This is a genomic window from Zoogloea sp. (assembly GCF_023150065.1).
Classification (GTDB): Bacteria; Pseudomonadota; Gammaproteobacteria; order Burkholderiales; family Rhodocyclaceae; genus Zoogloea.
The window spans coordinates 87415-110850 of sequence record NZ_JAKLLN010000005.1; the positions used below are offsets into that span (position 1 = coordinate 87415).

General features: G+C 66.4%; 24 protein-coding genes. 17 read left to right on the plus strand and 7 right to left on the minus strand.

The features are described from left to right. Window positions 1–3: 3 nt before the first annotated feature. From L6Q67_RS08190 to L6Q67_RS08220, 7 genes are all read left to right on the plus strand, one after another. Window positions 4–882, plus strand: coding sequence for an SIR2 family protein (locus L6Q67_RS08190; RefSeq protein ID WP_296567924.1), 879 nt, complete (start codon window positions 4–6; stop codon window positions 880–882). A gap of 43 nt (window positions 883–925) precedes the next feature. Then, window positions 926–1222: a 2Fe-2S iron-sulfur cluster-binding protein gene (locus L6Q67_RS08195; RefSeq protein WP_296567926.1), complete on the plus strand. Its 297-nt coding sequence runs from the start codon at window positions 926–928 to the stop codon at window positions 1220–1222. Between the two features lie 67 nt (window positions 1223–1289). Then, entirely contained in the window at window positions 1290–3095 is a 1806-nt protein-coding gene (locus L6Q67_RS08200) for a sensor histidine kinase (protein ID WP_296567928.1), read from the plus strand. Beyond that, the gene (locus L6Q67_RS08205) at window positions 3092–3727 is read left to right on the plus strand and encodes a response regulator (protein ID WP_296567931.1); all 636 of its coding nucleotides are present in this window, start codon (window positions 3092–3094) and stop codon (window positions 3725–3727) included. The genes L6Q67_RS08200 and L6Q67_RS08205 overlap by 4 nt, the downstream gene beginning before the upstream one ends. A 95-nt stretch (window positions 3728–3822) precedes the next feature. Continuing rightward, on the plus strand, window positions 3823–5874 hold the full coding sequence (locus L6Q67_RS08210; RefSeq protein ID WP_296567933.1) for a c-type cytochrome: 2052 nt from the start codon (window positions 3823–3825) through the stop codon (window positions 5872–5874). A gap of 51 nt (window positions 5875–5925) precedes the next feature. Continuing rightward, window positions 5926–6663 (plus strand): c-type cytochrome, encoded by a 738-nt coding sequence (locus tag L6Q67_RS08215; protein ID WP_296567935.1) that lies wholly within the window; start codon window positions 5926–5928, stop codon window positions 6661–6663. A gap of 37 nt (window positions 6664–6700) precedes the next feature. After that, a complete protein-coding gene (locus L6Q67_RS08220) occupies window positions 6701–7645 on the plus strand; it encodes a c-type cytochrome (protein ID WP_296567937.1) in 945 nt (314 codons plus the stop codon). Here L6Q67_RS08220 and L6Q67_RS08225 read toward each other — a convergent pair. The 5 genes from L6Q67_RS08225 to L6Q67_RS08245 are packed head-to-tail and all read right to left on the minus strand — an operon-like array spanning window position 7597 to window position 11033. Continuing rightward, window positions 7597–8046 carry an ArsC/Spx/MgsR family protein gene (locus tag L6Q67_RS08225; protein ID WP_296567940.1) on the minus strand — a complete coding sequence of 150 codons (450 nt, stop codon included), beginning with the start codon at window positions 8044–8046 and terminating at the stop codon, window positions 7597–7599. The genes L6Q67_RS08220 and L6Q67_RS08225 overlap by 49 nt on opposite strands. Before the next feature lie 21 nt (window positions 8047–8067). Beyond that, the gene (draG, locus tag L6Q67_RS08230) at window positions 8068–9009 is read right to left on the minus strand and encodes an ADP-ribosyl-[dinitrogen reductase] hydrolase (protein WP_296567943.1); all 942 of its coding nucleotides are present in this window, start codon (window positions 9007–9009) and stop codon (window positions 8068–8070) included. Beyond that, window positions 9002–9871, minus strand: coding sequence for an NAD(+)--dinitrogen-reductase ADP-D-ribosyltransferase (locus L6Q67_RS08235; protein WP_296567946.1), 870 nt, complete (start codon window positions 9869–9871; stop codon window positions 9002–9004). The genes draG and L6Q67_RS08235 overlap by 8 nt, the downstream gene beginning before the upstream one ends. A gap of 15 nt (window positions 9872–9886) precedes the next feature. Beyond that, window positions 9887–10474, minus strand: coding sequence for a hypothetical protein (locus L6Q67_RS08240; protein WP_296567948.1), 588 nt, complete (start codon window positions 10472–10474; stop codon window positions 9887–9889). Next, window positions 10455–11033 (minus strand): group II truncated hemoglobin, encoded by a 579-nt coding sequence (locus L6Q67_RS08245; RefSeq protein ID WP_296567950.1) that lies wholly within the window; start codon window positions 11031–11033, stop codon window positions 10455–10457. The genes L6Q67_RS08240 and L6Q67_RS08245 overlap by 20 nt, the downstream gene beginning before the upstream one ends. A 478-nt stretch (window positions 11034–11511) precedes the next feature. Here L6Q67_RS08245 and nifH point away from each other — a divergent pair, with 478 nt between their 5' ends. The 8 genes from nifH to L6Q67_RS08285 all read left to right on the plus strand — a co-directional run bounded on the left by nifH (window position 11512) and on the right by L6Q67_RS08285 (window position 18098). Further along, the gene (gene nifH / locus L6Q67_RS08250; protein WP_296567952.1) at window positions 11512–12393 is read left to right on the plus strand and encodes a nitrogenase iron protein; all 882 of its coding nucleotides are present in this window, start codon (window positions 11512–11514) and stop codon (window positions 12391–12393) included. Between the two features lie 124 nt (window positions 12394–12517). Beyond that, complete coding sequence (nifD, locus tag L6Q67_RS08255; RefSeq protein ID WP_367171633.1) at window positions 12518–13984, plus strand: nitrogenase molybdenum-iron protein alpha chain; 1467 nt, start codon at window positions 12518–12520, stop codon at window positions 13982–13984. A gap of 66 nt (window positions 13985–14050) precedes the next feature. After that, on the plus strand, window positions 14051–15610 hold the full coding sequence (gene nifK, locus L6Q67_RS08260) for a nitrogenase molybdenum-iron protein subunit beta (protein WP_296567955.1): 1560 nt from the start codon (window positions 14051–14053) through the stop codon (window positions 15608–15610). 62 nt (window positions 15611–15672) lie between these two features. Further along, window positions 15673–16020 (plus strand): 2Fe-2S iron-sulfur cluster-binding protein, encoded by a 348-nt coding sequence (locus tag L6Q67_RS08265; RefSeq protein WP_296567958.1) that lies wholly within the window; start codon window positions 15673–15675, stop codon window positions 16018–16020. Window positions 16021–16083: 63 nt separating this feature from the next. Further along, window positions 16084–16317 carry a zinc ribbon domain-containing protein gene (locus tag L6Q67_RS08270; RefSeq protein ID WP_296567960.1) on the plus strand — a complete coding sequence of 78 codons (234 nt, stop codon included), beginning with the start codon at window positions 16084–16086 and terminating at the stop codon, window positions 16315–16317. 81 nt (window positions 16318–16398) lie between these two features. Then, entirely contained in the window at window positions 16399–16785 is a 387-nt protein-coding gene (locus tag L6Q67_RS08275) for a hypothetical protein (protein WP_296567961.1), read from the plus strand. Window positions 16786–16815: 30 nt separating this feature from the next. Then, the gene (locus L6Q67_RS08280; protein WP_296567963.1) at window positions 16816–17316 is read left to right on the plus strand and encodes a sigma-70 family RNA polymerase sigma factor; all 501 of its coding nucleotides are present in this window, start codon (window positions 16816–16818) and stop codon (window positions 17314–17316) included. Then, window positions 17313–18098 carry an anti-sigma factor gene (locus L6Q67_RS08285; RefSeq protein ID WP_296567965.1) on the plus strand — a complete coding sequence of 262 codons (786 nt, stop codon included), beginning with the start codon at window positions 17313–17315 and terminating at the stop codon, window positions 18096–18098. Before L6Q67_RS08280 ends, L6Q67_RS08285 begins: the two co-directional genes overlap by 4 nt. A gap of 145 nt (window positions 18099–18243) precedes the next feature. Here the strand turns inward: L6Q67_RS08285 and L6Q67_RS08290 are convergent, their stop codons facing one another. Together L6Q67_RS08290 and L6Q67_RS08295 are read right to left on the minus strand one after the other, a co-directional pair. After that, entirely contained in the window at window positions 18244–20340 is a 2097-nt protein-coding gene (locus L6Q67_RS08290; protein ID WP_296567967.1) for an ATP-dependent helicase, read from the minus strand. 77 nt (window positions 20341–20417) lie between these two features. Continuing rightward, complete coding sequence (locus L6Q67_RS08295) at window positions 20418–21620, minus strand: ammonium transporter (RefSeq protein ID WP_296567969.1); 1203 nt, start codon at window positions 21618–21620, stop codon at window positions 20418–20420. Between the two features lie 444 nt (window positions 21621–22064). Between L6Q67_RS08295 and L6Q67_RS08300 the strand changes: the two genes are divergently transcribed. Then, the gene (locus L6Q67_RS08300; RefSeq protein ID WP_296567971.1) at window positions 22065–22493 is read left to right on the plus strand and encodes a pilin; all 429 of its coding nucleotides are present in this window, start codon (window positions 22065–22067) and stop codon (window positions 22491–22493) included. Window positions 22494–22622: 129 nt separating this feature from the next. Continuing rightward, window positions 22623–23243: a 1,6-anhydro-N-acetylmuramyl-L-alanine amidase AmpD gene (ampD, locus tag L6Q67_RS08305; protein WP_296568264.1), complete on the plus strand. Its 621-nt coding sequence runs from the start codon at window positions 22623–22625 to the stop codon at window positions 23241–23243. Window positions 23244–23436 lie beyond the last annotated feature (193 nt).

Genomic DNA, 23436 nt, shown 5'->3' on the forward strand with positions numbered 1-23436 from the left:
CCCATGACAACAACGCTAGTTGCCCCCGACACCGCCCCCTCCCAGATCCTGCCTGACGGGCTCCCCGCCAGCCTGGTCGAAGCCCTGGCCGCCGGCAGCGTCGTGCCCTATCTGGGCCCCCGTGTGCTGGCCCTGGCCGCCGACTATGCTGTGCCGGCCACCCCGGAAGCCCTGGTGGCCCTGCTCACCGCGAAGAGCTCCGTCCCCCACAAGATCCGCGGCCGGCTGACCCAGTCGGCCCAGTACATCGAGAACTTCAAGCACCGCAAGACCCTGGTCGGCCTGATGAACGAGGCCTTCGCCGCCGCACCCAGACCGTCGCCCCTGCACGAAAGCCTGGCCGGCTTCGGTTTTCCGCTGATCGTCGATGCCTGGTATGACGACGCCACGGCCGCCGCCCTGGCGGCCTACGCCCCCACCGGGAGCTGGGGCCAGGTCCAGGGCCTGGCCCAGTCGGAGCACTTCGACACCTGGACCGGCTGGTACGACGCCGCCGGCGCGGCGGTGCCCGACTGCAACCCGGACTGGAAGACCATCCTCTACAAGCCCATCGGTGCCCATGGCCCGGCCGGCAACTACCTGGTGTCGGATACCGACTACGTGGAAGTGCTCACCGAGATCGACATCCAGACCCCCATCCCGGTGGAGGTGCAGCGCCTGCGCACGGGCCGCAACTTCCTGTTCGTCGGCTGTCGTTTCAACGACCAGCTGCCCCGTGCCTTCGCCCGCCAGATCATGAAGCGCTCGTCCGATCGCCACTGGGCCGTGCTCCCCGACGAGCCGACCCGCATGGAGGCGCGCTTCCTGGCCGAGCAGGGCATCGAGCGCATCCCCCTGGCGCTGGAGGCCTTCGTTCCCGCCCTGCTGGCCCGCCTGGGCTGAGGGCCACCTCCGTTTTTTCATCCGCAAGCAAGAAGGAAGTTTCATGGCTCAGCTCACCATCCAGCCCTCCGGCAAGGCCGTCGACGTCATCGCCGGCACTACGCTCCTCAGCGCCATCCTGGCCTCCGGCGAGAGCATCCCCCACAAGTGTGACGGCAAGGCCCAGTGCGGCAGCTGCCACATCTTCATCCAGGAAGGCCGCAAGACCCTGCCGCGCATCCAGAAGCTCGAGAACGAAAAGCTCGACACCCTGGTGGGCGTCAGCAGCAAGTCACGCCTGGCCTGCCAGACCCTGATGGGCGAAGAGCCGGTCACCATCGAACTGCTCAGCTTCGTCTGAGCCCGCCCGGGGCGGTCGGCGCCTCAAGGCTTGTCCCGACCGCCCGATCCGGCGGACACTCTCGCCCATGAGGTGTTCGCTGCGATCGTTTCCCGTCCTGTTGCTGTTGTTGCTGTGCCCGCTCCTGGTCCCGGCCGCCGAAACCTCCCGCCAGGTCCGTATCGGTGTCCTGGCCTGGCAGGGGCTCGAGGAAGCGGAGGTGCGCTGGTCCACGCTGATGAATCAGCTGGCCGACCAGTTGCCCGGGCGGGCGCTGGTACTGCGCCATTTCGATCTGGCCGGTGTGGCTGCGGCGCTGAAGGCCGGAGAGCTGGATTTCGTCGTCACCAACCCCGGGCACTACGTCTTCCTCGAGGCGGAAAGCGGTATCAGCCGGATCGCCACCCTGGTGGCCGACAACGCGTCCGACCCCGCACATGTGGTGGGGTCGGCGGTGGTGGTGCTGGCCGACCGGCAGGACATCCAGGCCCTCGCCGACCTGGAAGGGCGCAGCCTCGCTGCCGTATCGCCGGATGCCTTCGGCGGCTACCAGGTGGCCTGGGGCGAGCTGCGCCGGCAGGGGCTGGACCCGGAGCAGGGCAGGCCCAAGCCTGTCTTCACCGGCTTTCCCATGTCCCGGGTCGTCGAGGCGGTGCTCAACGGCGATGCCGATGCGGGCGTCCTGCGGGTCTGCCTGCTGGAGCGCCTGGAGCGGGACGGCGCCCTGCGGCCGGGGCAGCTCCGGGTGCTGTCGCCCCGCCCCGGGGCCTCTCCGTGTCAGGCGTCGGCGCCCCTCTATCCGGGCTGGGCCTTTGCGGCGGCCCCCGACACGCCGCCGGCCCTGTCGCGGGATGTGCTGGTCGCCCTGCTGGCCCTTACGCCCGATGCGGCCGGCCAGTCCTGGAGCGTGCCGGCCGACTATCACCCGGTTCATGAGCTCCTGCGCGCCCTGCAGATCGGCCCCTATGCCTTCCTGCGGGAGACCGCCTGGCCGTCCCTGTGGGAGCGCTACTGGCCCTGGGTGTGCGGGCTGGTCCTTGCCCTGCTCGCCGGGGGGGCCTACACGCTGCATGTGGAGCATCTGGTCCAGCGCCGGACGCGGGAGCTGACCCAGGCCATGGCGGCGCGGCAGCGCCTCGAGGTGCAGGTGCGGGAGGGGCAGCAGCAGATGGATCATCTGTCCCGCCTGTCGGTGCTGGGGGAGCTGTCGGGCACGCTGGCCCACGAGCTCAATCAGCCCCTGGCCACCATCGGCAACTACGCCCGCAGCCTGCTGCGCCGGCAGGACAGCGGGAGCCTGGCCCCCGCGGCCCTGCGTCAGGCCGCCGAGGAGATTGCCAGCGAATCCGAGCGTGCCGCCGGCATCCTGGGGGGCATCCGCGCCCTGGCCCGCAAGCGCAACCGGGTCCGTGAGGCCCATGACCCGGCGGTACTGGTGGGGGACGCGGGGCGTCTTTTCGCCGGCATGCTGCCCGGTGTCCCCGAGCTCCAGGTGTGTGGCCGGTGCGATGACCTCCGTGTGTGGGTCGACCCCCTGCAGATCCAGCAGGTGCTGCTCAACCTGTTCAAAAATGCCTGGGACGCACAGCAGGCCGCCGCTTGCGGGGCTCCCATCCAGGTCGAGCTGGAGCGTGCCGGCGACCGCTGCATTGTGGCTGTGCGCGATCACGGCCCGGGGCTGGCACCCGAGATGCAGGGCCGCCTGTTCGAGGCCTTCTTCACCACCAAGCCCGATGGCCTGGGCCTGGGGCTGTCCATCTGCAAGACCATTGTCGAAGCCCATGGGGGCGACCTCTCGGCCTCGGCCCCGGCGTCGGGGAAGGGGCTGGTCGTCCGTTTCAGTCTGCCCCTGGCCGACGCGGGCAACAGCGTGGTACGAGAACCCATCCGATGATCGAGAGCACCGATCTTCCCCTCATCCACGTGGTGGACGACGAAGCCCCGTTCCGCCGTTCCCTGTTGTTCCTGCTGGAATCCGTGGGCTGGCAGGCCGTGGGGCATGACTCGGGGGAGGCATTTCTCCAGGCCGCGCCGGCCCTTCCGCCGGGCGGCGGCTGCATCGTGCTGGATATCCGCATGCCGCGGGTGAGCGGCCTGGAACTGCAGCGGCGCCTGCTCGCTGCAGGCTCGCTGTTTCCGGTGATCTTCATGACCGGGCATGGCGACGTGGAGCTCGCTGTTCAGGCCATGAAGGATGGGGCGCTGGATTTTCTGCAGAAGCCCTTCAAGGACCAACTGTTTCTGGACGCCGTCGAACGGGCCGTGCAGGTGAGCCGCGAGCGCCACGCGGCCCAGCGGCGCCAGGGCGAGGCCGCGGACATCCTGGCCCGCCTGTCGGCGCGGGAACGGGAGGTGGCGCGCCTGCTGGCGCTGGGGCTGGCCAACAAGGAGGTGGCGCGTCTCCTGGGGATCAGCGACAACACGGTGCATGTACATCGCCAGCGCGTCATGGAAAAGAGCGGTACCGGCAGCGCCGCCGATCTGGCCCGCCTGATTCTCCGGGCCGATCCCCGGGGGCTGGACTAGCCGGTTTCGGTTATTGCGTTAACCCGATGTCCGGATAGGCGTCGGGAAGGGGGCTCCCTAGACTTGCCGGCAAGACAAGCGGCAGGGAGAAACTCATGCGCAGCAGTACCTCAGGCCGGCCAGGGGGCCGGTTCTTCGCGGGCCTCGTCCTCAAGGGCGCGGCCATTCTGGCGTTCACCGCCGGCTCCGCTCTGGCCGCAGACGCTTCGGTGATCGAGCGGGGGCGCTACCTGGCCCGGGCCGGTGACTGCGTGGCCTGCCATACCGCCGAGAAGGGCGTTTCGATGGCGGGTGGTCGGGCCCTCGAAACCCCCTTCGGCAAGCTCTATTCCACCAACATCACGCCCGACCGGGAGACCGGCATCGGCAAATACAGCCTGGCGCAGTTCGACCGGGCGATGCGCAAGGGTGTGGCGGCGGACGGCCACAACCTGTATCCCGCCATGCCCTATCCGTCCTATGCAAGGATGACGTCGGAGGACATGAAGGCCCTCTACGCCTACCTGATGGAGGGGTTGCCCCCGGTGAAGCAGGCCAACCGGCCCTCCGACATGCATTGGCCGTTCAGCATGCGCTGGGGCCTGTCCCTGTGGAACTGGGCCTTCCTGGACGCCACGCCCTACAAGGCCGACGCGACGAAGGATGCGGTGTGGAACCGGGGCGCCTACCTGGTCCAGGGGCTGGGGCACTGCGGTGCCTGCCACACGCCACGGGGTCTGGCCTTCCAGGAGAAGGCGATGAGCGAGACCGGCCCGAAGGGGCGCCACTTCCTGTCCGGTGAGACGGTCGAGCACTGGCGGGCGCTGAGTCTGCGCGGCCTATGGACGGCGGACGATACGGTCCAGTTCCTGAAGACCGGCCAGAACCGCTTTGCCGCCGCGTCGGGCAATATGGCCGAGGTGATCATGCACAGCACCCAGCACCTGAAGGACGATGATCTGGTGGCCATGGCCACCTACCTCAAGTCCCTGCCGCCGGGCGAGAACGAACTGCCGGCCCCCGGCGTGCCACGCAAGGTGGTGGCCGGTGGCCTGCCCGAGCAGCTCTACAGCAGCCGCGGCGGCCTGGGGTACGTGCAGTTCTGCGTGGATTGCCACCGTCAGGACGGCAGCGGGGTGCCCAAGGTGTTTCCGCCCCTGGCCGGCAACCCCACCGTTGCAGCCAAGGACCCCTCCACCCTGGTCCACATCGTGCTGACCGGCGGTCAGACGGTGCCCACGGCCGCCCATCCGCGGGTCTTCGCCATGCCCGGCTTTGCCCGCCTCAAGGACAGCGAGCTGGCCGAGATCCTGAGTTTTGTCCGCGCCAGCTGGGGGAGCGGAACCGCCGTGAGCACGGCCCAGGTGCGCAAGATGCGGGCCGCGCTGGACCCCAAGGTGGACACCAGTACTTTCGAAACCCCCCGTCTGGCCGACATGCTGGGCAGCCCCAATGCCCGGCAACTGGTGCGTGGCATGCGCCTGCACCTGGAAACCCGCGATCTGCTGCCCCAGCACGTGGGCAATGCCCTCAACTGCACCAGCTGTCACCTCAACGCCGGCACGGTGGCCGACGGATCGCCCTTTGTCGGGGTGTCGGCCTTCTTCCCCAGCTATGCACCGCGGGCGGGGCGTGTGATCAATCTCGAAGACCGCATCAATGGCTGCTTCCGGCGCTCGATGAATGGCAAGCCGCTGCCGCCGGAGTCGGCCGACATGAAGGCCATGGTGGCGTACTTCGACTGGATGAAGCGGGAGACCAAGCCTGAGGACAAGGTGCCCGGCCGGGGCGTGGGCAAGGTCGACCGTACGCTCCAGCCCAACGCCGACAACGGCAAGAAGATCTATGCCGACCAGTGCGCCGTGTGCCACGGCAATGACGGGGAAGGCCTGCGCCAGGCTGATGGGCGCTACATCTACCCGCCCTTGTGGGGGGATGCCTCCTTCAACATCGGTGCCGGCATGGCCCGCACCTACACCGCGGCGGCCTTCGTGAAGCGCAACATGCCCATCGGCTTCCACGGCAAGTTCCCCCTCGGGCAGGGTGGGCTCGGTGACCAGGACGCGCTGGATGTGGCCGAGTATTTCAGCCACCAGCCGCGCCCCGATTTCCCCGACAAGGTGAAGGACTGGCCGAAAGACAAGAAGCCCGGCGATGCCCGCTACTGACCCCGCCCGCGCAACCCACGCAACAGCGCTCACCCGACCAAGGAGCCGTGCATGACCCCCACTGTCCTGAGACCCCTGGCCTTCGGCCTGGCCTCATCCCTGCTGATGTTGGCGCAGGCAGCCGCTGGAGCCGATGGCGAGGCCATCATCCAGAAAGGTGGCGCCAACCCGGCGGCCATGCCCTGCATGAGCTGCCATGGCGCCGACGGCAAAGGCATGGCAGCCGGCGGCTTTCCCCGCCTGGCTGGGCTGCCCGAGGCCTACCTGGCCAAGCAGCTCGCCGACTTCAGGGCCGGGCGGCGTGAAAGCCCCCTGATGCAGCCCATCGCCCAGGCTCTGACCGAGGCCGAGACCGCCGCTGTGGCCGGAAGCTACGCGGCCCTGCCCAAGGTGAACGTGAAGGCCAGCGCGCTGGAGCGACCCAGGGAGGGCACCGGCGCCTGGCTGGCCCTGCGCGGCGCCTGGGACCGCAACATCCCCGAATGCACCCTGTGCCACGGCCCCTCCGGCGTGGGGGTGGGGGACGCCTTTCCGCCCCTGGCCGGCCAGTCGGCGGAGTACATCGAAGCCCAGCTGCGCGCCTGGCGCGGCACGCCGGCCCAGCCGGGCAACCGGAAGACCAAACCGGTGGCGGCCGTCCCGCCGACCCGGCGCAACGATCCCAACGGGTTGATGCAGCACATCGCGGCCGATCTGACGGAGGCGGAGATCAAGGCCGTGGCCGCCTACTTTGCCGGGATGGGCGAGACCACCGAGTCCTTCGATGCCAGCCAGCACCGCCTGCGCTGAGCTCTGCCTCCATCCTGCGATCGACCAAGGAACCGCCATGATGATGATCACGCCGCGCTGGCTGGGTGCCGCGCTCCTGCCTTTGCTCGCCGCCCAGGCCCTGGCTGCCGAGCCCGCCCGCAACCCCCGGCTGGATGACCAGACCCAACTGCCCAAGGCTCCCACCCGGGCGCTGGGCCAGACCTACTTCCAGCCCCCGGCGGAAGCCGACATGCCCAGCAATGCCTATGGCGATCTGGTGCGCCGGGGCCAGGACCTGTTCATGAACACCAAGGCCCTGGCGCCGGAGTACGTGGGCAACGAGATGAACTGCGTCAATTGCCATATCGACCGGGGGCGCAAGGCCAATTCGGCGCCCTTGTGGGCGGCCTACACCATGTACCCGGCCTATCGCAAAAAGAACAACAAGGTGAATACCTTTGTGGAGCGCATGCAGGGGTGCTTCCAGTTCAGCATGAACGGCAAGGCGCCCGCGCCCGACAGCGAGGTGCTGACCGCCCTGACCGCTTACGCCTACTGGATGTCCAGCGGTGTGCCGATCGCCAAGGCCATGCCCGGCCGGGGCTTTGACGAACCGCCGCTGCCCCGGGGGGGCTATGACATCGCCCGCGGCAGGGTGGTGTACGACAAGCAGTGCGCCATCTGCCATGGCGCCGATGGCGAGGGCAGGAAGGTGGGGGCGACCTCGGTCTTTCCGCCCCTGTGGGGCAAGGACTCCTACAACTGGGGCGCCGGCATGCACCGGATCAACACGGCGGCGGGCTTCATCCAGCACAACATGCCCCTGGGACGGGGCAAGACCTTGAGCGACCAGGAGGCCTGGGACGTGGCCGCCTACATCAATTCCCACGAGCGCCCCCAGGACCCGCGGCTGGTCAATGGCGATATCGACGAGACCCGCAAGCGCTATCACGCGGAAGACGGCGTGAACCTTTATGGCGTGGTGGTGGACGGGCGCAAGCTGGGGCAGGGCGTGAGGTGATCCGTTGCGGCACAGCCTTCCGTGCGCCGTCCGTCCAGTTGCGCCAGGCCGGGGCTGTCCAGCCAGGCTGCCACGGCCCTGGGCTCGAAGCCGACCAGCCTCTGCCCGCGTGCTTCCATCAGGGGGCGGCGGATGAGCAGGGGTTCGGCCAGCAGCAGGGCCAGGGCGGTGTTCCGGTCGAGCGGTTCGGGCACCACTTCGCCTGATTTGACCCGCGGGGCGGCGCGGTTGAACCACTCGGCCACCGGTAGCGGGGCGAGGAAGGCCAGCAGGCTGTCGGCGGTCCACGGCCAGGCCAGCAGGCTGCGCACTTCAAGGGTGTGTCCGGCGGATTCGAGCCAGGCTTTCTGCTTGGCGTTGCCGCCGCAGCCGGGTTTTTCGTAGAAGACGACGTGGGTCATGGGAGGCCTCCGGGGTGGGGTTCAGGGCCGTGGGCGGGCGGCCAGGTTCAGCAGGGCGTCGGTCTGGGTGACGATGGCGGCGGCGATGGTCCGGTCCAGGCGATCCAGCCAGGCGCGGGGCAGGGCGCTGGCACCGCACTGGGCGCCGTGGAGCATGCCGACCAGGGCGGCGGTGGTGTCGGCATCGTCGCCCCGGTTGACGGCGCCGATCAGGGCCGCTTCGAAGCCGGCTTCGCTGAAGGTGAAGTGGAAGACCGTCTGCAGGGTGTCCACCACGTAGCCACTGGCCCGCCCGGGGTAGGGCTGGAAGCGGAACTGGGGGTGATCCACCACGAAGGCGTCGGCGAGGCGACGGCAGTCGGCCAGCTGGCCGCCCAGCAGCAGGCGGCGCAGCAGGCGGCCGCAGATCAGGGTGGCGGCGTCGGAAAGCGGGTTGTTGTGGGTGAAGCGGGCCTGGGCCAGGCTGCGGGCCTCGAAGGCGGGCTCGTCATGCAGGGTGGCCAGGACCACCGGCAGGTTGCGCATCACCGCGCCGTTGCCGGCATCGCCGTCGCCCGCCGGCCCGGCGAAGGAACCGTCGGTCATGTAGCGGCGGATGCCGCGCCGGCAGGTGTTGCCGCAATCGACCGGCTTGCTGCGCAGCCAGGCCACGTAGGCTTCGGCCACCGCCTTCATGCACCAGCCGTCGGCGTCGAGGATGGCCTTGCCCAGGGCCAGGCACATGGTGGTGTCGTCGGTGACCTGGCCGGGGGCCAGCTTGAGCCAGCCGCCGCCGCTCATGTGGCGGTGCACGCCGTACTGGGCGGCAATCTCCCGGGGGGTCATGAACTCGGTGGTGGCGCCCAGGGCGTCGCCGATGGCCAGGCCCAGGTAGGCGCCGAGGGCCTTGTCGCGCAGGCTGCCGGGGCGCAGGCCGGTGGGCAGGAGGGGCGGCTGGGTGCGCAGGAGGAGGGCGTCAAGCATAGCGGGCCACCACTTCGTATTCGCCGCCGATCACCAGCACCTCGCCTTCACCGGCCAGGGGGGCGCCCGGCAGCAGGCCGGGGAAGAACAGGATCTTGACCACCGGCACACGGGCTTCGAGGATCCAGTCGCCGAACTCGTCGGCCCGCTCGCGGGAGGTGGAGAAGGACACCACGTTGTTGAGCCGCAGGATGCAGGCCCGGTCGCGCCGGTCGCCGGCCACCACCCGCTGTTCGGTGAAGTCATTGATGCCCCGCCACAGGGTCACGTAGTCCCGGGCGGGCAGCCCGAAGCGCTGGATGGCCCACTGGCAGTATTCGAAGAGCAGGTCGAGCTGCTGGTGGATGCAGTTGTTGTGGAAGCGGCTGCTGCCCTTTTCCTCGATGTAGGCGATCCATGCCGGTGAGGGAAAGCGGCCCAGGGGCGCCTTGTGAAAGGTCGGCACCAGCCCGAAGCGGCTCTCGGCCCAGCCCTTGAGCACGGCGCCGGCGGCGGAGTTGGAATCCAGCCCCCAGCCTTGCAGCAGCTTCAGGTAGCTGGAGCGGTGGCGGGCGCGGGGTGTGCTGCGGGTGCCGGGTTCGGGCGGGGCGATGCCGAAGACGATCTCCATGAAATGCCGGAAAACGGCCGACGCCGCGGCCAGGTCGCCAGCCGTTTCGAGGAGCCGGAACAGGCCGCGGTGGGTTTCCTGAACGCCGGCGATGGCGAGTGGCTGGGGATGGGCGTTGAAGGCGGTGGCGCCGAGCAGGCCGACCGGCAGCCCGACCAGGTTGGTCGTGTACCAGCGGCCGGGCTCGGTGCCCCGTCCGTCTCCGGCCCAGTCCTCGGCCACCGCCCCGCGGCGGGGCGACGGCTCGTTCATGGGATGCGGAAGGGCTCAGACCGGGCGGTTGGCGCCCAGGTCGCGGATCGGGCCCATGATCTTCAGGCCCTCTTCGTAGCTCAGCGGGGTGTAGGTGGCGGAGAACTTGGTGGCGCCGTTGGCCACCGCGTCGAGCTTGCCGGCGGTGTCGAACTTCTTCAGGTCGTTCTTCTCGAGGTACAGGAGTTCGAGGGTCTCGTTGTACACGGTGGCCTCGTCGATGGGCAGCACGCAGTAGCTGATCTCGCCGAGCTTGACGGTGTACTTCTTGGACAGGTCGATGTTGTCGCAGAAGACGATGTACTTGCCGGTGGGCACGAAGTAGGGGCCGAGGACTTCATGCACCAGGGCCAGGTATTCGAAGGACAGCAGGAAGCTGCTGAAGAAGGGGATGGTCTTGCCATCGTCACAGACCATCATGACCTGGTCGGTGACGATTTCGGGCGGGCGCTTTTCGTCGGCGAACTGCTCGGCAAACTTCAGTGCGACGTCGCCGCGGAAGCCGTAGCGGCCGGCCTTCTTGGTTTCGCCCTTGAAGACCGGGTTGAGCAGGCGGCCCTTTTCGTCCAGGTCGAGGATGGCATTAGCGAGGGTGGTGGTCATGACTGCTTCCTTTGTCATTGCGGATGAAATCGGCGGTCTTGGCGAACGCACGGGTGAGTTGATGCTTGAGTTCCGGGTCGGCGACCACGTCGTCGAGGGCCTGTGTCATGCAGCGCATCCAGGCATCGCGCTCGGCCTGGCCGATGGCGAAGGGGAGGTGCTTGCGGCGCAGGCGCGGGTGGCCGCGTTCGGCGGAGTAAACCTGGGGCCCGCCCGTCCATTCGGTGAGGTAGCGCACCAGCACCTCCCTGACCGGGGCCAGGTTGGGGCCGTGCATGGCGCGGATGGTGGCGGCCTCGGGGAGGCTGTCCATCAGGGCATAAAAGCGTTCGACCAGCTGTTCGATCACCGCCACTCCGCCCAGGCGGGTGAAGTGGGGGTTGGTGCCGGCGGGCTCGGAGGCCACCGACGGGGCGGGCGGCGCGGCCGGGCCCGTTGATGCCGCCGGCGTGGGTTCGCCATAGACGGGTACGGCCCAGCCATCGCGCCGGAGATAGCCCACCACGACCCGGGCAGGGCAGGCGGGCTGGGCGTCGGCGGGAGTGTCCGGCTTGCTCATGGTGATGACTCCAGGTGGGCGGCGACCCGGTTCATCCGGGCCTGAGGTTCGCCTTGTCTAGGCAATTGTTGTGCCGCCTCTCCGCCAGCGTCTTTTGTCTTGAATAAATCCTTTCTTTTTCAATGGCTTGTGGGGTTTTGTCGGATTTGTCCGGGCGGCCTCCGAGGGCGCCGCGCATCTGTGCCCTTCCTGACAGCGCTGGGCCCTTTGTCGTATTCCACACACAGCGCCCAATCGCCTTCCGGAAGCGCTCTGGAATGAAAAGTTTTAATTAATTCAATGGCTTGAAGAATTTTTTCGCGGTTGGCACGGCGATTGCTGAATGCTCGTCGCACCGATAAAGGCTCGCCGAAGCGTGTGAATACGAAGAGCAAGACGGACACGAGAGGCTGCATTCCGGTTGCAAGGTAGATGGGTCCCAACACCCGGAATTCGTCAGTGAAGCAATACCCGTTCAATTCATTCAGGAGATCTGAAAATGGCTGCACTTCGTCAAATTGCGTTTTACGGCAAAGGTGGTATCGGCAAGTCCACCACGTCCCAGAACACCCTGGCCGCGCTGGCCGAGATGGGTCAGAAGATCCTGATCGTCGGCTGCGACCCCAAGGCTGACTCCACCCGCCTGATCCTGCACGCCAAGGCCCAGGACACCGTGCTCTCCCTGGCTGCCGAAGCCGGCTCGGTTGAGGATCTGGAAATCGAGGACGTCCTGAAGGTGGGTTATCGCGACATCCGTTGCGTCGAGTCCGGTGGCCCGGAACCCGGCGTCGGTTGTGCCGGCCGTGGCGTGATCACCTCGATCAACTTCCTCGAGGAAAACGGTGCCTACGACGGCGTCGATTACGTCTCCTACGACGTGCTCGGCGACGTGGTGTGCGGCGGTTTTGCCATGCCCATCCGCGAGAACAAGGCGCAGGAAATCTACATCGTCATGTCCGGCGAAATGATGGCCATGTATGCCGCCAACAACATCTCCAAGGGCATTCTGAAGTACGCCAACTCCGGTGGTGTGCGCCTCGGCGGCCTGGTGTGCAACGAGCGCCAGACCGACAAGGAACTGGAACTCGCTGAAGCCCTGGCCGGCAAGCTGGGCACCAAGCTGATCCACTTCGTGCCCCGCGACAACATCGTGCAGCACGCCGAACTGCGCCGCATGACCGTCATCGAGTACGCCCCCGACTCCAAGCAGGCCGGCGAGTACCGCAGCCTGGCCGAGAAGGTTCACAACAACGCCGGCAACGGGACCATCCCGACGCCGATCACCATGGATGAGCTCGAGGACCTGCTGATGGACTTCGGGATCATGAAGAAGGAAGACGAGTCCGTCATCGGCAAGACCGCTTCCGAACTCGCCGCCTGACGCGTCGAGAGTCGAGGGTCGAGAGTCGGGGCAGTGCGCGCCGGCTCTCCTCCGGTGCCCCCGGGCACCGGCCGGCACGACCTGTTCTCGACTCTCCGCTCTCCACTCTCGACCACTCCATTTGATGACAGGAGCAATGAAAATGAGCCTGACCGTTGATGAAAACAAGGCACTTATCGAAGAAGTGCTGAAGGCCTACCCGGAAAAGACTGCCAAGAAGCGCGCCAAGCACCTGGGCACCTTCGAGGATGGCAAGCCGGATTGCGGCGTGAAGTCCAACATCAAGTCCCTGCCGGGCGTGATGACCATCCGTGGCTGTGCCTACGCCGGTTCCAAGGGCGTGGTGTGGGGCCCGATCAAGGACATGATCCACATCTCCCACGGCCCCGTCGGCTGCGGCCAGTATTCCTGGGCCTCGCGTCGCAACTACTACATCGGTGAGACCGGCATCGACACCTTCGGGACGATGCAATTCACCTCCGACTTCCAGGAGAAGGACATCGTCTTCGGCGGCGACAAGAAGCTGGAGAAGATCATCGACGAGATCGAGGTCCTGTTCCCCCTGAACAAGGGCATCACCGTCCAGTCCGAGTGCCCGATCGGCCTGATCGGCGACGACATCGAAGCGGTGTCGAAGAAGAAGGCCAAGGAATACGTCGGCAAGACCATCGTTCCGGTGCGTTGCGAAGGTTTCCGCGGGGTCAGCCAGTCCCTCGGCCACCACATCGCCAACGACGCGGTGCGCGACTGGGTCTTCGACAAGGTCGATCCGAACAAGAACGCCTTCGAGTCCACCCCCTACGATGTGGCCATCATCGGTGACTACAACATCGGCGGCGATGCCTGGTCGAGCCGCATCCTGCTCGAGGAGATGGGCCTGCGCGTGATCGCCCAGTGGTCGGGCGACGGCACCATCGCCGAGCTGGAGAACACCCCCAAGGCCAAGCTCAACGTGCTGCACTGCTACCGCTCGATGAACTACATCAGCCGGCACATGGAAGAGAAGTACGGGATCCCCTGGGTCGAGTACAACTTCTTCGGCCCGACGATGATCGAGAAGAGCCTGCGCGAGATCGCCAGCCACTTCGACGACACCATCAAGGCCAACACCGAGAAGGTCATCGCCAAGTACCGCGGCATGGTCGATGAGGTGATCGCCAAGTACAAGTCACGCCTGCAGGGCAAGAAGGTGATGCTCTTCGTCGGTGGCCTGCGCCCCCGCCACGTGATCGGCGCCTACGAGGATCTGGGCATGGAAGTGGTCGGCACCGGCTACGAATTCGGCCACAACGACGACTACCAGCGCACCACCCACTACGTGAAGGACGGCACGCTGATCTACGACGACGTCACTGGCTACGAGTTCGAGAAGTTCGTCGAGAAGGTCCAGCCCGACCTGGTGGGTTCCGGCATCAAGGAAAAGTACGTCTTCCAGAAGATGGGCGTGCCCTTCCGCCAGATGCACAGCTGGGACTACTCCGGCCCGTACCACGGCTACGACGGCTTCGCCATCTTTGCCCGTGACATGGACATGGCCATCAATTCGCCGGTCTGGGGCCTTGCCAAGGCTCCGTGGAAGAAGGCTGCCTGAACCCTCTTCCGGGCGGGGCACAGGCCCCGCCACCCCGCCCTGATTACTGATTCTAGGAGTGCTGTCATGCCCCAAAATGTTGATAAGGTCCTCGACCACGAAAACCTGTTCCGCGAGCCGGAATACAAGGCCATGTTCGACAACAAGCGGAGCCAGTTCGAGTTTCGCGTGCCTGCCGAAGAACTGGCCAAGCAGATCGAATACGCCAAGACCTGGGAATACCGCGAGAAGAACTTTGCCCGCGAAGCCCTGACGGTCAACCCCGCCAAGGCCTGCCAGCCCCTGGGCGCCGTGTTCGCCGCCGTCGGCTTCGAGAAGACCCTGCCCTTCGTGCATGGCTCCCAGGGTTGCGTGGCCTACTACCGTTCGCACTTCTCCCGGCACTTCAAGGAACCGACCTCCTGCGTCAGCTCCTCGATGACTGAGGATGCGGCGGTGTTTGGCGGCCTCAACAACATGATCGACGGCCTGGCCAACACCTACAACCTGTACAAGCCCGAGATGATCGCCGTGTCCACCACCTGCATGGCCGAGGTGATCGGTGACGACCTGGACGCCTTCATCAAGACGTCCAAGCAGAAGGGTTCCATCCCCGCCGAGTTCGATGTGCCCTTTGCCCACACCCCGGCTTTCGTCGGCAGCCACATCACCGGCTACGACAACGCCCTGCAGGGCATCATCAAGTACTTCTGGGACGGCAAGGCCGGCCAGGGCACGGCCCTGACCCGCATCCCCAACGAGTCGATCAACTTCATCGGCGGCTTCGACGGCTTCGTCTGCGGCAACCTGCCGGAGATCCGCCGCATGCTCGACCTGATGGGCGTCGAGCACACCATCCTGTGCGACCCCTCCGATGTGTGGAACACCCCCACCGACGGCGAGTTCCGCATGTACGACGGTGGCACCACCAAGGCCCAGGTTGAAGCCGCGATCAACGCCAAGGCCACCATCAGCTTCCAGGGCTACTCCACCGAGAAGACCATGAAGCTGATCAAGGAGCATGGCCACGAAACCGCCAGCTTCCATCACCCGATGGGCGTGACCGGCACCGATGCCTTCCTGATGAAGGTCTCGGAGCTGACCGGCAAGCCGATCCCGAAGGAGCTGGAGCTCGAGCGCGGCCGCCTGGTCGATGCCATCGCCGACAGCCAGGCCCACCTGCACGGCAAGAAGTTCGCCCTCTACGGCGACCCCGACCTCATGCTGGGCATGACCGCCTTCCTGCTGGAGCTCGGTGCCGAGCCGGTGCATGTGCTCTCCACCAACGGCGACAAGGAGTGGGCCGACAAGGTCCAGGCCCTGCTCGATGCCAGCCCCTTCGGCAAGAACTGCAAGGCCTACCCCAAGGCCGACCTGTGGCACATGCGTTCCCTGCTCTTCACGGAGAAGGTGGATTTCCTGATCGGCAACACCTACGGCAAGTACCTGGAGCGCGACTGCGGCACCCCGCTGATCCGCCTGGGCTTCCCGATCTTCGATCGCCACCACTACCACCGCTTCCCCATCTGGGGTTATCAGGGCGGCCTGCGTGTCCTGACCATGCTGCTCGACGAGTACTTCGAGGCCCTCGACGCCAACACCAACGGCATCGGAACCACCGACTACTCCTACGACATCATCCGCTGAGCACCGCGGAAGGGGAGGCCTGCGGGCCTCCCTTTTTTACTTTCGACAAAGGCAAAGCCATCATGGCCAACATCACTTTCAGCTCGCCCAAGATGAAGAAGGACGTCACGGTTTACGCGACGGCCGGCGACACCCAAACCCTGCTGCTGCTCGCCCAGAACAACAAGATCCCCGTCGAATTCGAATGTGAAAACGGCGAATGCGGCTCCTGTTGCGTCGAGGTGCAGATCCTCTCCAACAAGACCCCCATGGGCGTCGCCCTGACCGAAAAGGAAAAGGTGGCCCTGCGCCTGGCCGGCAAGATCACCAAGGAGCAGATCGCCGACGCCGAAGAGAAGGACCTGCCGCCCCCGTACCGGCTGGCCTGCCAGTTCATCGCCCGTAACGAGGACGTGCTGGTCAAGTTCTGACCCGTCCCCACCCGCCCCGCCGGCCGGGGCGGAATCACATCCATCGCCTGTCGGGAGCGCCCCATGCCGATCTACGATTTCCACTGCCTGTCCTGCGACCGGATCTTTGAACGCATCACCCGCGCCGACGCGCTGCCGGACTGCCCGCACTGCGGCGCCGCGCAGGTCGAGAAGCTGGTGTCCATGCCCGCCGCCCCGGGCAAGTCCGCCGCCATCATCGCCAGCGGGCGGCGCCAGGCGGCCAGGGAAGGGCTCTTCAGCAACTACAGCAAGGCCGACAAGGCCAGGGCCAAGTAAAAAAGATTTCCCCCGCGGGAATAAACCCGCCCCGGCCTCCGTATACCTTCGTGCAAGCCCAACACGCCAACGGAGGCCATCATGAACATCAAGAACGCTGCACTGCCCCTGATCCTGACCACCCTGCTGAGCGCCTGTGCGGGCTACGGCACCACGGCCGCCGCGCCGGCGCAGGTGGCGGACGGGGTGCTGACCGACGCCAGGGGCATGACCCTCTACGTCTTCGACAAGGACGCCGCCGGCAGTGGCAAGAGCGTCTGCAACGGCCCTTGCGCCACCAACTGGCCACCCCTGATGGTTGTTGAGGGCGAGGCCGGCGGCGCCGACTACAGCGTCGTTACCCGTGACGACGGCGGCAAGCAGTGGGCCTTCAAGGGCAAACCCCTGTACCGCTGGCTGAAGGACCAGAAGCCGGGCGACCGCACCGGCGACGGCTTCAACTCGGTGTGGCACGTCGCCAAGCCCTGAGCCGGTCCGCAGGGCTGCATACTCTCTGCCATGGACAGCGCCGCCATCCTCGCCGAACTGCCGCGCCTGCGCCGCTACGCGCGGGCGCTGGTGGGCGACCGGATGGCCGCCGACGATCTGGTCCAGGATACCCTCGAGCGCGCCTGGTCGCGGCTGGACCGCTGGCGGCCCGGCAGTGACCTGCGGACCTGGCTGTTCGCCATCATGCACAACCTGCGCATCGACCAGCTGCGGCGGCAGGCCGTGGAGTGCGTCCCCATCGACGAGGATGCCCACCTGCTGCCGGTGCGCGCATCGCAGAGCGACCGCATCGAACTGGACAACCTGGCCGCGGCCCTGGCCCGCGTGCCCGAGGAGCAGCGTGCCGTGCTGCTGCTGATCTCCCTCGAGGAGATGAGCTATGCCGAGGTGGCGGCAGCCCTCGGGATTCCGCTCGGTACGGTGATGTCCCGCCTCTGCCGTGGTCGTGAGCACCTGCGCCAGATCCTCGCCGGAGACCCGGCCTCTCCCCGTTTGAAAGTCGTGCGATGACCACCGCCACCGTCACCGATTCCGAACTGAATGCCTTTCTGGATGGCGAGCTCGCGCCGGCCCGGTGCGCCGAGGTGGAGCGTTGGCTCGCCGGCCACCCGGAGGCCGTCGCGCGCCTGGAGCACGCCAGGGCCCAGCGTGATGCCTTGCACCGCCTGTTCGACCCGGTGCTGGACGAGCCCGTGCCGGAAGCCCTGCAGCAGGCCGCCCAGGCGCCGGTACGCCGCGCAGGGCGGCAGCGTGTGCCCTGGCAGCAGATCGCTGCAGGGGTGCTGGTGACGTGCGTGGGCGCGGCCGGTGGCTGGTTCGCCCGCGATCGCCAGGCCGCCACGCCCGTCGCGGCCCTCAGCGTGCCGCTGCCACGCCAGGCAGCGGTGGCGCACGCGGTGTTCAGCCCCGATGTGAAGCGCCCGGTGGAGATCCGTGCCGAGCAGGAGGAACAGCTGGTCACCTGGTTGTCCAGGCGCCTCGGCACGCCGCTGCACCCGCCGCGCCTGGGGGCCCTCGGCTTGGAGCTGATCGGTGGCCGGCTGCTGCCGGGCAACAGCGGTCCGGTGGCCCAGTTCATGTATCACGATGCTGCCGGTCAGCGCCTGACCCTCTACATCAGCACCGAGAACACCGGCAAGCGCGACACCGCCTTCCGTTTCGCGCAGGAGGGGCCAGTGAATGTCTTCTACTGGATCGACGGCGAGCTCGGCTATGCCCTGTCGGCCGGCATGCCCAAGGATGAACTGGCGCGGGTGGCCGCTGCGGTTTACGCGCAGCTGGAGCGGCGTTGAGCGTCCCCTGCAGGGCACGCTTCATCCCGGGGGGCAAGCATGTCCTCCTTCTGGTTGCCGGGTATTTCCTTAGGCGCTTGCCCTGTAGGCGGGATGTGAATGCCTGTGTGGTTCATTCATGTGGAAAGACCCACCCTGACGGAGCTCAATCCCACATCGACCGCATCTTTGCAGCCAGATCCACCGCCGCCTGGCGGGTCTCGTCCCGGGCAGGGGTCTGGGTTTCGGCCACAGGCCAGCTGATCTGCTCGAAGTGCGTGAGCAGGCGGTTGGGGATGAAGCGGCTGCGGCTGGCATACACATGCCGATCGCCGGTGCCGGACTGGCCGGATACATAAAAGCGCTGCGGGATGTAGAGGTCCAGGTGATCCTTGGCCCGGGTCATGGCCACGTAGAGCAGGCGCATCTCTTCCTCGATCTCCCGCTCGCTGCCGGTGGCCAGGTCGGAGGGCAGGCAGCCGTCTACGGTGTTGAGCAGGCTCACGGCGGGCCATTCCCGTCCCTTTGCCGAGTGGATGGTGGACAGGATCAGGTAGTCGTCGTCGAGGAGCGGCTTGCCGGCCTCGTTGCTGGTGGCGTCGGGCGGGTCGAGGGTCAGCTCGGTGAGGAAGCGCTCCCGGCTGGGGTAGGTGAGGGCGATCAGGGTGAGCTGCTGGATGTCGCCCTGGCGCACGGCGTGATCTTCGTAGAGCCCTTCCATGCGTGTTTCGTACCAGGCGGCGAGACGCTCCAGGGGCGCAGGCCAGCTTTCCGAGCTGCCCAGATCGCCCACCAGGGAGGCGAACTCCAGCCACCCTGGCCGGGCGCCCTCCGGCACGGGCTGCTCGGGCAGCAGCGCGCAGCCCGGCGGAGCGGCCTGGATGTTGTCGAGGATGCGCCCGGCGATCTTTGGTCCGACCCCGGGCAGCAGCTGGATGGCACGAAAGCCCGACACCCGGTCGCGGGGGTTCTGGGCCCAGCGCAGCACGGCCAGCAGGTCTTTGATGTGGGCGGCCTCAAGAAACTTGAGCCCGCCGAACTTCACGAAGGGGATGTGGCGCCGGGTCAGCTCGATCTCGAGGCGGGCGCTGTGGTGCGCGGCGCGGAACAGCACGACCTGCTGGGTGAGCTTGATGCCTTCCTCGCGCCGGGCCAGGGTCTGCTCGACCACGCAGGCGGCCTGATCGGTCTCGTCGCGCACGGTGATGAGCCGGGGGCGGGCGGCGGACACCCGGTCGGTCCATAGGTCCTTCGCGTAGCGCTCCCGGGCCTGGCCGATCACGCCATTGGCGGCGGCGAGGATGGGTTGGCTGGAGCGGTAGTTGCGGTCGAGCGTGAGCTGGCGGGCCGGCGGGTCGAACAGGCCGGGGAAGTCCAGGATGTTGCGGATGTCCGCGCCGCGGAAGCTGTAGATGCTCTGGGCGTCGTCACCCACCACGGTGAGGCCTTGGCCGTCGGGCTTCATGGCCCGCAGGATGGCCGCCTGCAGGCGGTTGGTGTCCTGATATTCATCCACCAGCACATGGGTGAAGCGCCCGCCCACCTCCCGGGCCAGGCCGGGCTCGGCCACCATCTGGGCCCAGTAGAGCAGCAGGTCGTCGTAGTCGAGCACCTGCTGGGCCTGCTTGGCCTGCACGTAGGCGCGGAACAGGGCCTTGAGGTCGCCTTCCCAGCCCGCACACCAGGGAAAGCTGCCCAGCAGTACCTCGCCCAGAGGAGCCCGGGTGTTGACCGCCGCCGAGTAGATGGCCAGGCAGGTGCCCTTGAGGGGGAAGCGCTTGCCCTTGGCGGACAGGCCCAGCTCGTGGCGGACCAGGTTCATCAGGTCGGCGGAGTCTTCCCGGTCGTGGATGGTGAAGGCCGGGTCGAGGCCGATGCGCCCGGCGAACTCACGGAGCAGGCGTGCGCCCACGCTGTGAAAGGTACCGGCCCAGGCAAAGCCCCCGGCCGCCAGGCGCCCATGGGCAGGTGACACCCGGGCGGCGACGCGCTGGACCCGGCGAACCATTTCGTCGGCGGCCCGGCGGGAGAAGGTGAGAAGCAGGATGCGCCCGGGGTCGGCGCCGCCGGCAAGCAGATGGGCGACCCGGTGGGCCAGGGTGTTGGTCTTGCCCGAGCCCGCGCCGGCAATCACCAGCAGGGGGCCGCCGGGCTCCCGGGCATCGGCCCCATGAAGGGCCGCTGCCCGCTGGGCATCATTGAGTTTGTCGAGGTAACTGGGGCAGGCGGGCAGGGCCGCCGGGGGGCTGGGCAACGGGTGCATGAACGCTCCTTTGCTGTCATTTTATACAGCCAAGGAGCGCAGGTAAATCCACGGGGGCATGCGCCCCACGCCGGTGCTTACCAGTGGGTTTCCCGGTCCGGCGTCGAGGTGATCTTGTGGATGGTCAGGTCGGCGCCTTCGAACTCCTCTTCCGCGTCGAGGCGGATGCCAACGGTGGCGCGCAGCACGCCATACACCGCATAGCCCCCGGCCAGGGCGATGAGGATGCCGCCCAGCGTACCGATGAACTGGGACGCCAGGCTGACCCCGCCCATGCCGCCCAAGGCCTTGGCGCCGAAGATGCCCGCAGCGATGCCACCCCAGGCGCCGCACAGGCCATGCAAGGGCCAAACGCCCAGCACGTCGTCGATCTTCCAGCGGTTCTGGGTGAGGGTGAACAGCTGCACGAACAGGCCGCCGGCCACCAGGCCGGTGACCAGCGCGCCGATGGGGTGCATCAGGTCGGAGCCGGCACACACGGCCACCAGGCCGGCGAGGGGGCCGTTGTGGATGAAGCCCGGGTCGTTCTTGCCCAGCACCATCGCCGCCATGGTGCCGCCGACCATGGCCATCAGGGAGTTCAGGGCCACCAGACCGCTGACCTTGTCCAGGGTCTGGGCCGACATCACGTTGAAGCCGAACCAGCCCACGGTGAGGATCCAGGCCCCCAGGGCCAGGAAGGGGATGTTGGAGGGCGGGTGGGCCGACACGTTGCCGTCCTTGGTGTAGCGGCCGCGCCGGGCGCCCAGCAGCAGCACGGCGGGCAGGGCGATCCACCCACCCACGGCATGAACCACCACCGAACCGGCGAAGTCATGGAACTTGGCACCGAACGCGGTTTCCAGCATCGGCTGGATGCCCAGGTTGTCGTTCCAGGCGATGCCCTCGAAGAAGGGGTAAACAAAGCCCACCAATAGAAAAGTGGCGATGCTCTGGGGGTGGAAGCGCGCCCGCTCGGCGATGCCGCCGGAGATGATGGCCGGGATGGCCGCGGCGAAGGTGAGCAGGAAGAAGAACTTCACCATCTCGTAGCCGCTCTTCTGGGACAGCACCTCGGCGCTGGCGAAGAAGTGGGCACCGTAGGCCACGGTGTAGCCGATGAAGAAGTAGGCGAGGGCGGAGACGCCGAAATCCGTCAGGATCTTGACCAGGGCATTGACCTGGTTCTTCTTGCGGACGGTGCCGAGTTCGAGAAAGGCAAAGCCGGCGTGCATGGCCAGCACCATGATGGCGCCCAGCAAGACGAAGAGGACATTGCTGGCGTGACTTGTTTGCTCCATTTTGGGCTCCAGAAACGAAGCGAAGCACCAAGCAGGTGCCGTGCCAGCGGGCTGTTTGGAAATATCTAATCAAAACAGTGCGCTATATCTGTCTGGCGTCAATGTGTTGCACTTGTTTTGTGCGTAATGGCAAATGATGCACCATTTCGGGGTGTGGTGGCCGACCGGGTCGTGGCGCAAGCGTCTAGCACCAGCCCCCCGGGAGCATGACTGCCGCATTTCGACATGCGGGGTGACGTAGAGCGTCACTTTCAACTGAGGGATGACGAAAGGGTGTGCCGACGGGATGGGGCGATGGGTTTGTATCTATTTGAAAGTAAATTTGTTTTCAATTTTTCTCAAAATCTGGCACGGTGGTTGCCTTGGCTAAGTCATCGGAAGCGGAAACGCTGTTTCGAAATGCACCAAAACCCAAGTCAGTCTTTCTCACCAGGAGATGTCATCATGAAGAAACAGATGCAAGCTGGTTTTACCCTGATCGAACTGATGATCGTGGTTGCGATCATTGGTATCCTCGCCGCCGTGGCCGTGCCTCAATATCAGGACTATGTTGCCCGCTCCAAGTGGAGTGCTGCACTGGCTGAGGTGTCGGCTGGCAAGGATTTGATTGAAGCCCAACTGGCGAACGATTCGACGCTGACTTCCGCGCAGGTGCTGGATGCCGATGGCCTAACTTCCCCGACGGGTAACTGCACCTTGACTACAACGATTAATGCTAATGCCACTGGCGATTATGTTTGCAACATTGTTGGTGGCCCGTCCCCGGTGAGTGGTTTGGCAATCACTTGGACTAGGAGCGCTGCCGGCACTTGGAGCTGCGGTACGGCCGTTAAGAACAAGTACGCTAGCACCAGCTGCCCGGGCGTGCCGTAATTTGAGAGCTAACCTGACTTAGTTAGTTAGGCTGCTTCGGTACCAAGAGGCCTCGCGGAGCGATCCGTGGGGCCTCAGGCTTTTCGGTAGGCTCTGCCTTCCATCAAAGACCGCTTGCCCGGCCTGCCCATGCGCCCTCCCTCCTTCATCTCATCCCCAAATTGCGATGACCGTCCTGCTGGGGCATTGCCGGATCTCATCGTCATCCACGCTATTAGCCTGCCCCCCGACCGCTTCGGCGGAGCAGGTGTCGAGCAGCTGTTCACCAATCGCCTCGATCCAGCCGAGCATCCCTATTACGCGCAGATCCACGCGCTGCGGGTGTCGGCGCATTACTTCATCCGGCGCACTGGCGAGACCCTGTGCTTTGTGCCGCCCGAACTGCGTGCCTGGCACGCGGGGGTGTCGTCCTGGCGGGGGCGTGAGCGCTGCAATGATTTTTCCATCGGTATCGAGCTTGAGGGCTGTGACACCCTGCCGTTTGAACCGATCCAGTATGAGGCCCTGGCCGGGTTGCTCGCAGACTTGTGTGCGCGCTTTCCAGTGACAGGCATCACCGGGCATTCGGACATCGCCCCGGGGCGCAAGACCGATCCCGGACCCTGGTTTTCCTGGGGGCGTCTGAGTGCGCTGCTGGTCGCTGCCGGCCATGCTGAAGTGGCACGGCTGGTGACGCCGGAAGACGCCGCCAAGCTCGGCGACGATGCGCTGTTGCGCTGGCCTTTTCCAGTCACCGCGCGCCCTGGCTAGGGGCAACAGAGGGGTTTTGGAAAGCCGCCCCGGGCCTGGTTTTGCAGCGCGAGGGGCGTGGAGGACAACACGCTGCGCGGCTTTCAGGGGATGCCATTGGAATCCAATTGAAAGGGCTTGTGGACCCCCTGGTTTGACAAAATCGAGTCGAATCAATAGAATGCGTTCTGTGTGCAATGCAGCACGCGTAAAT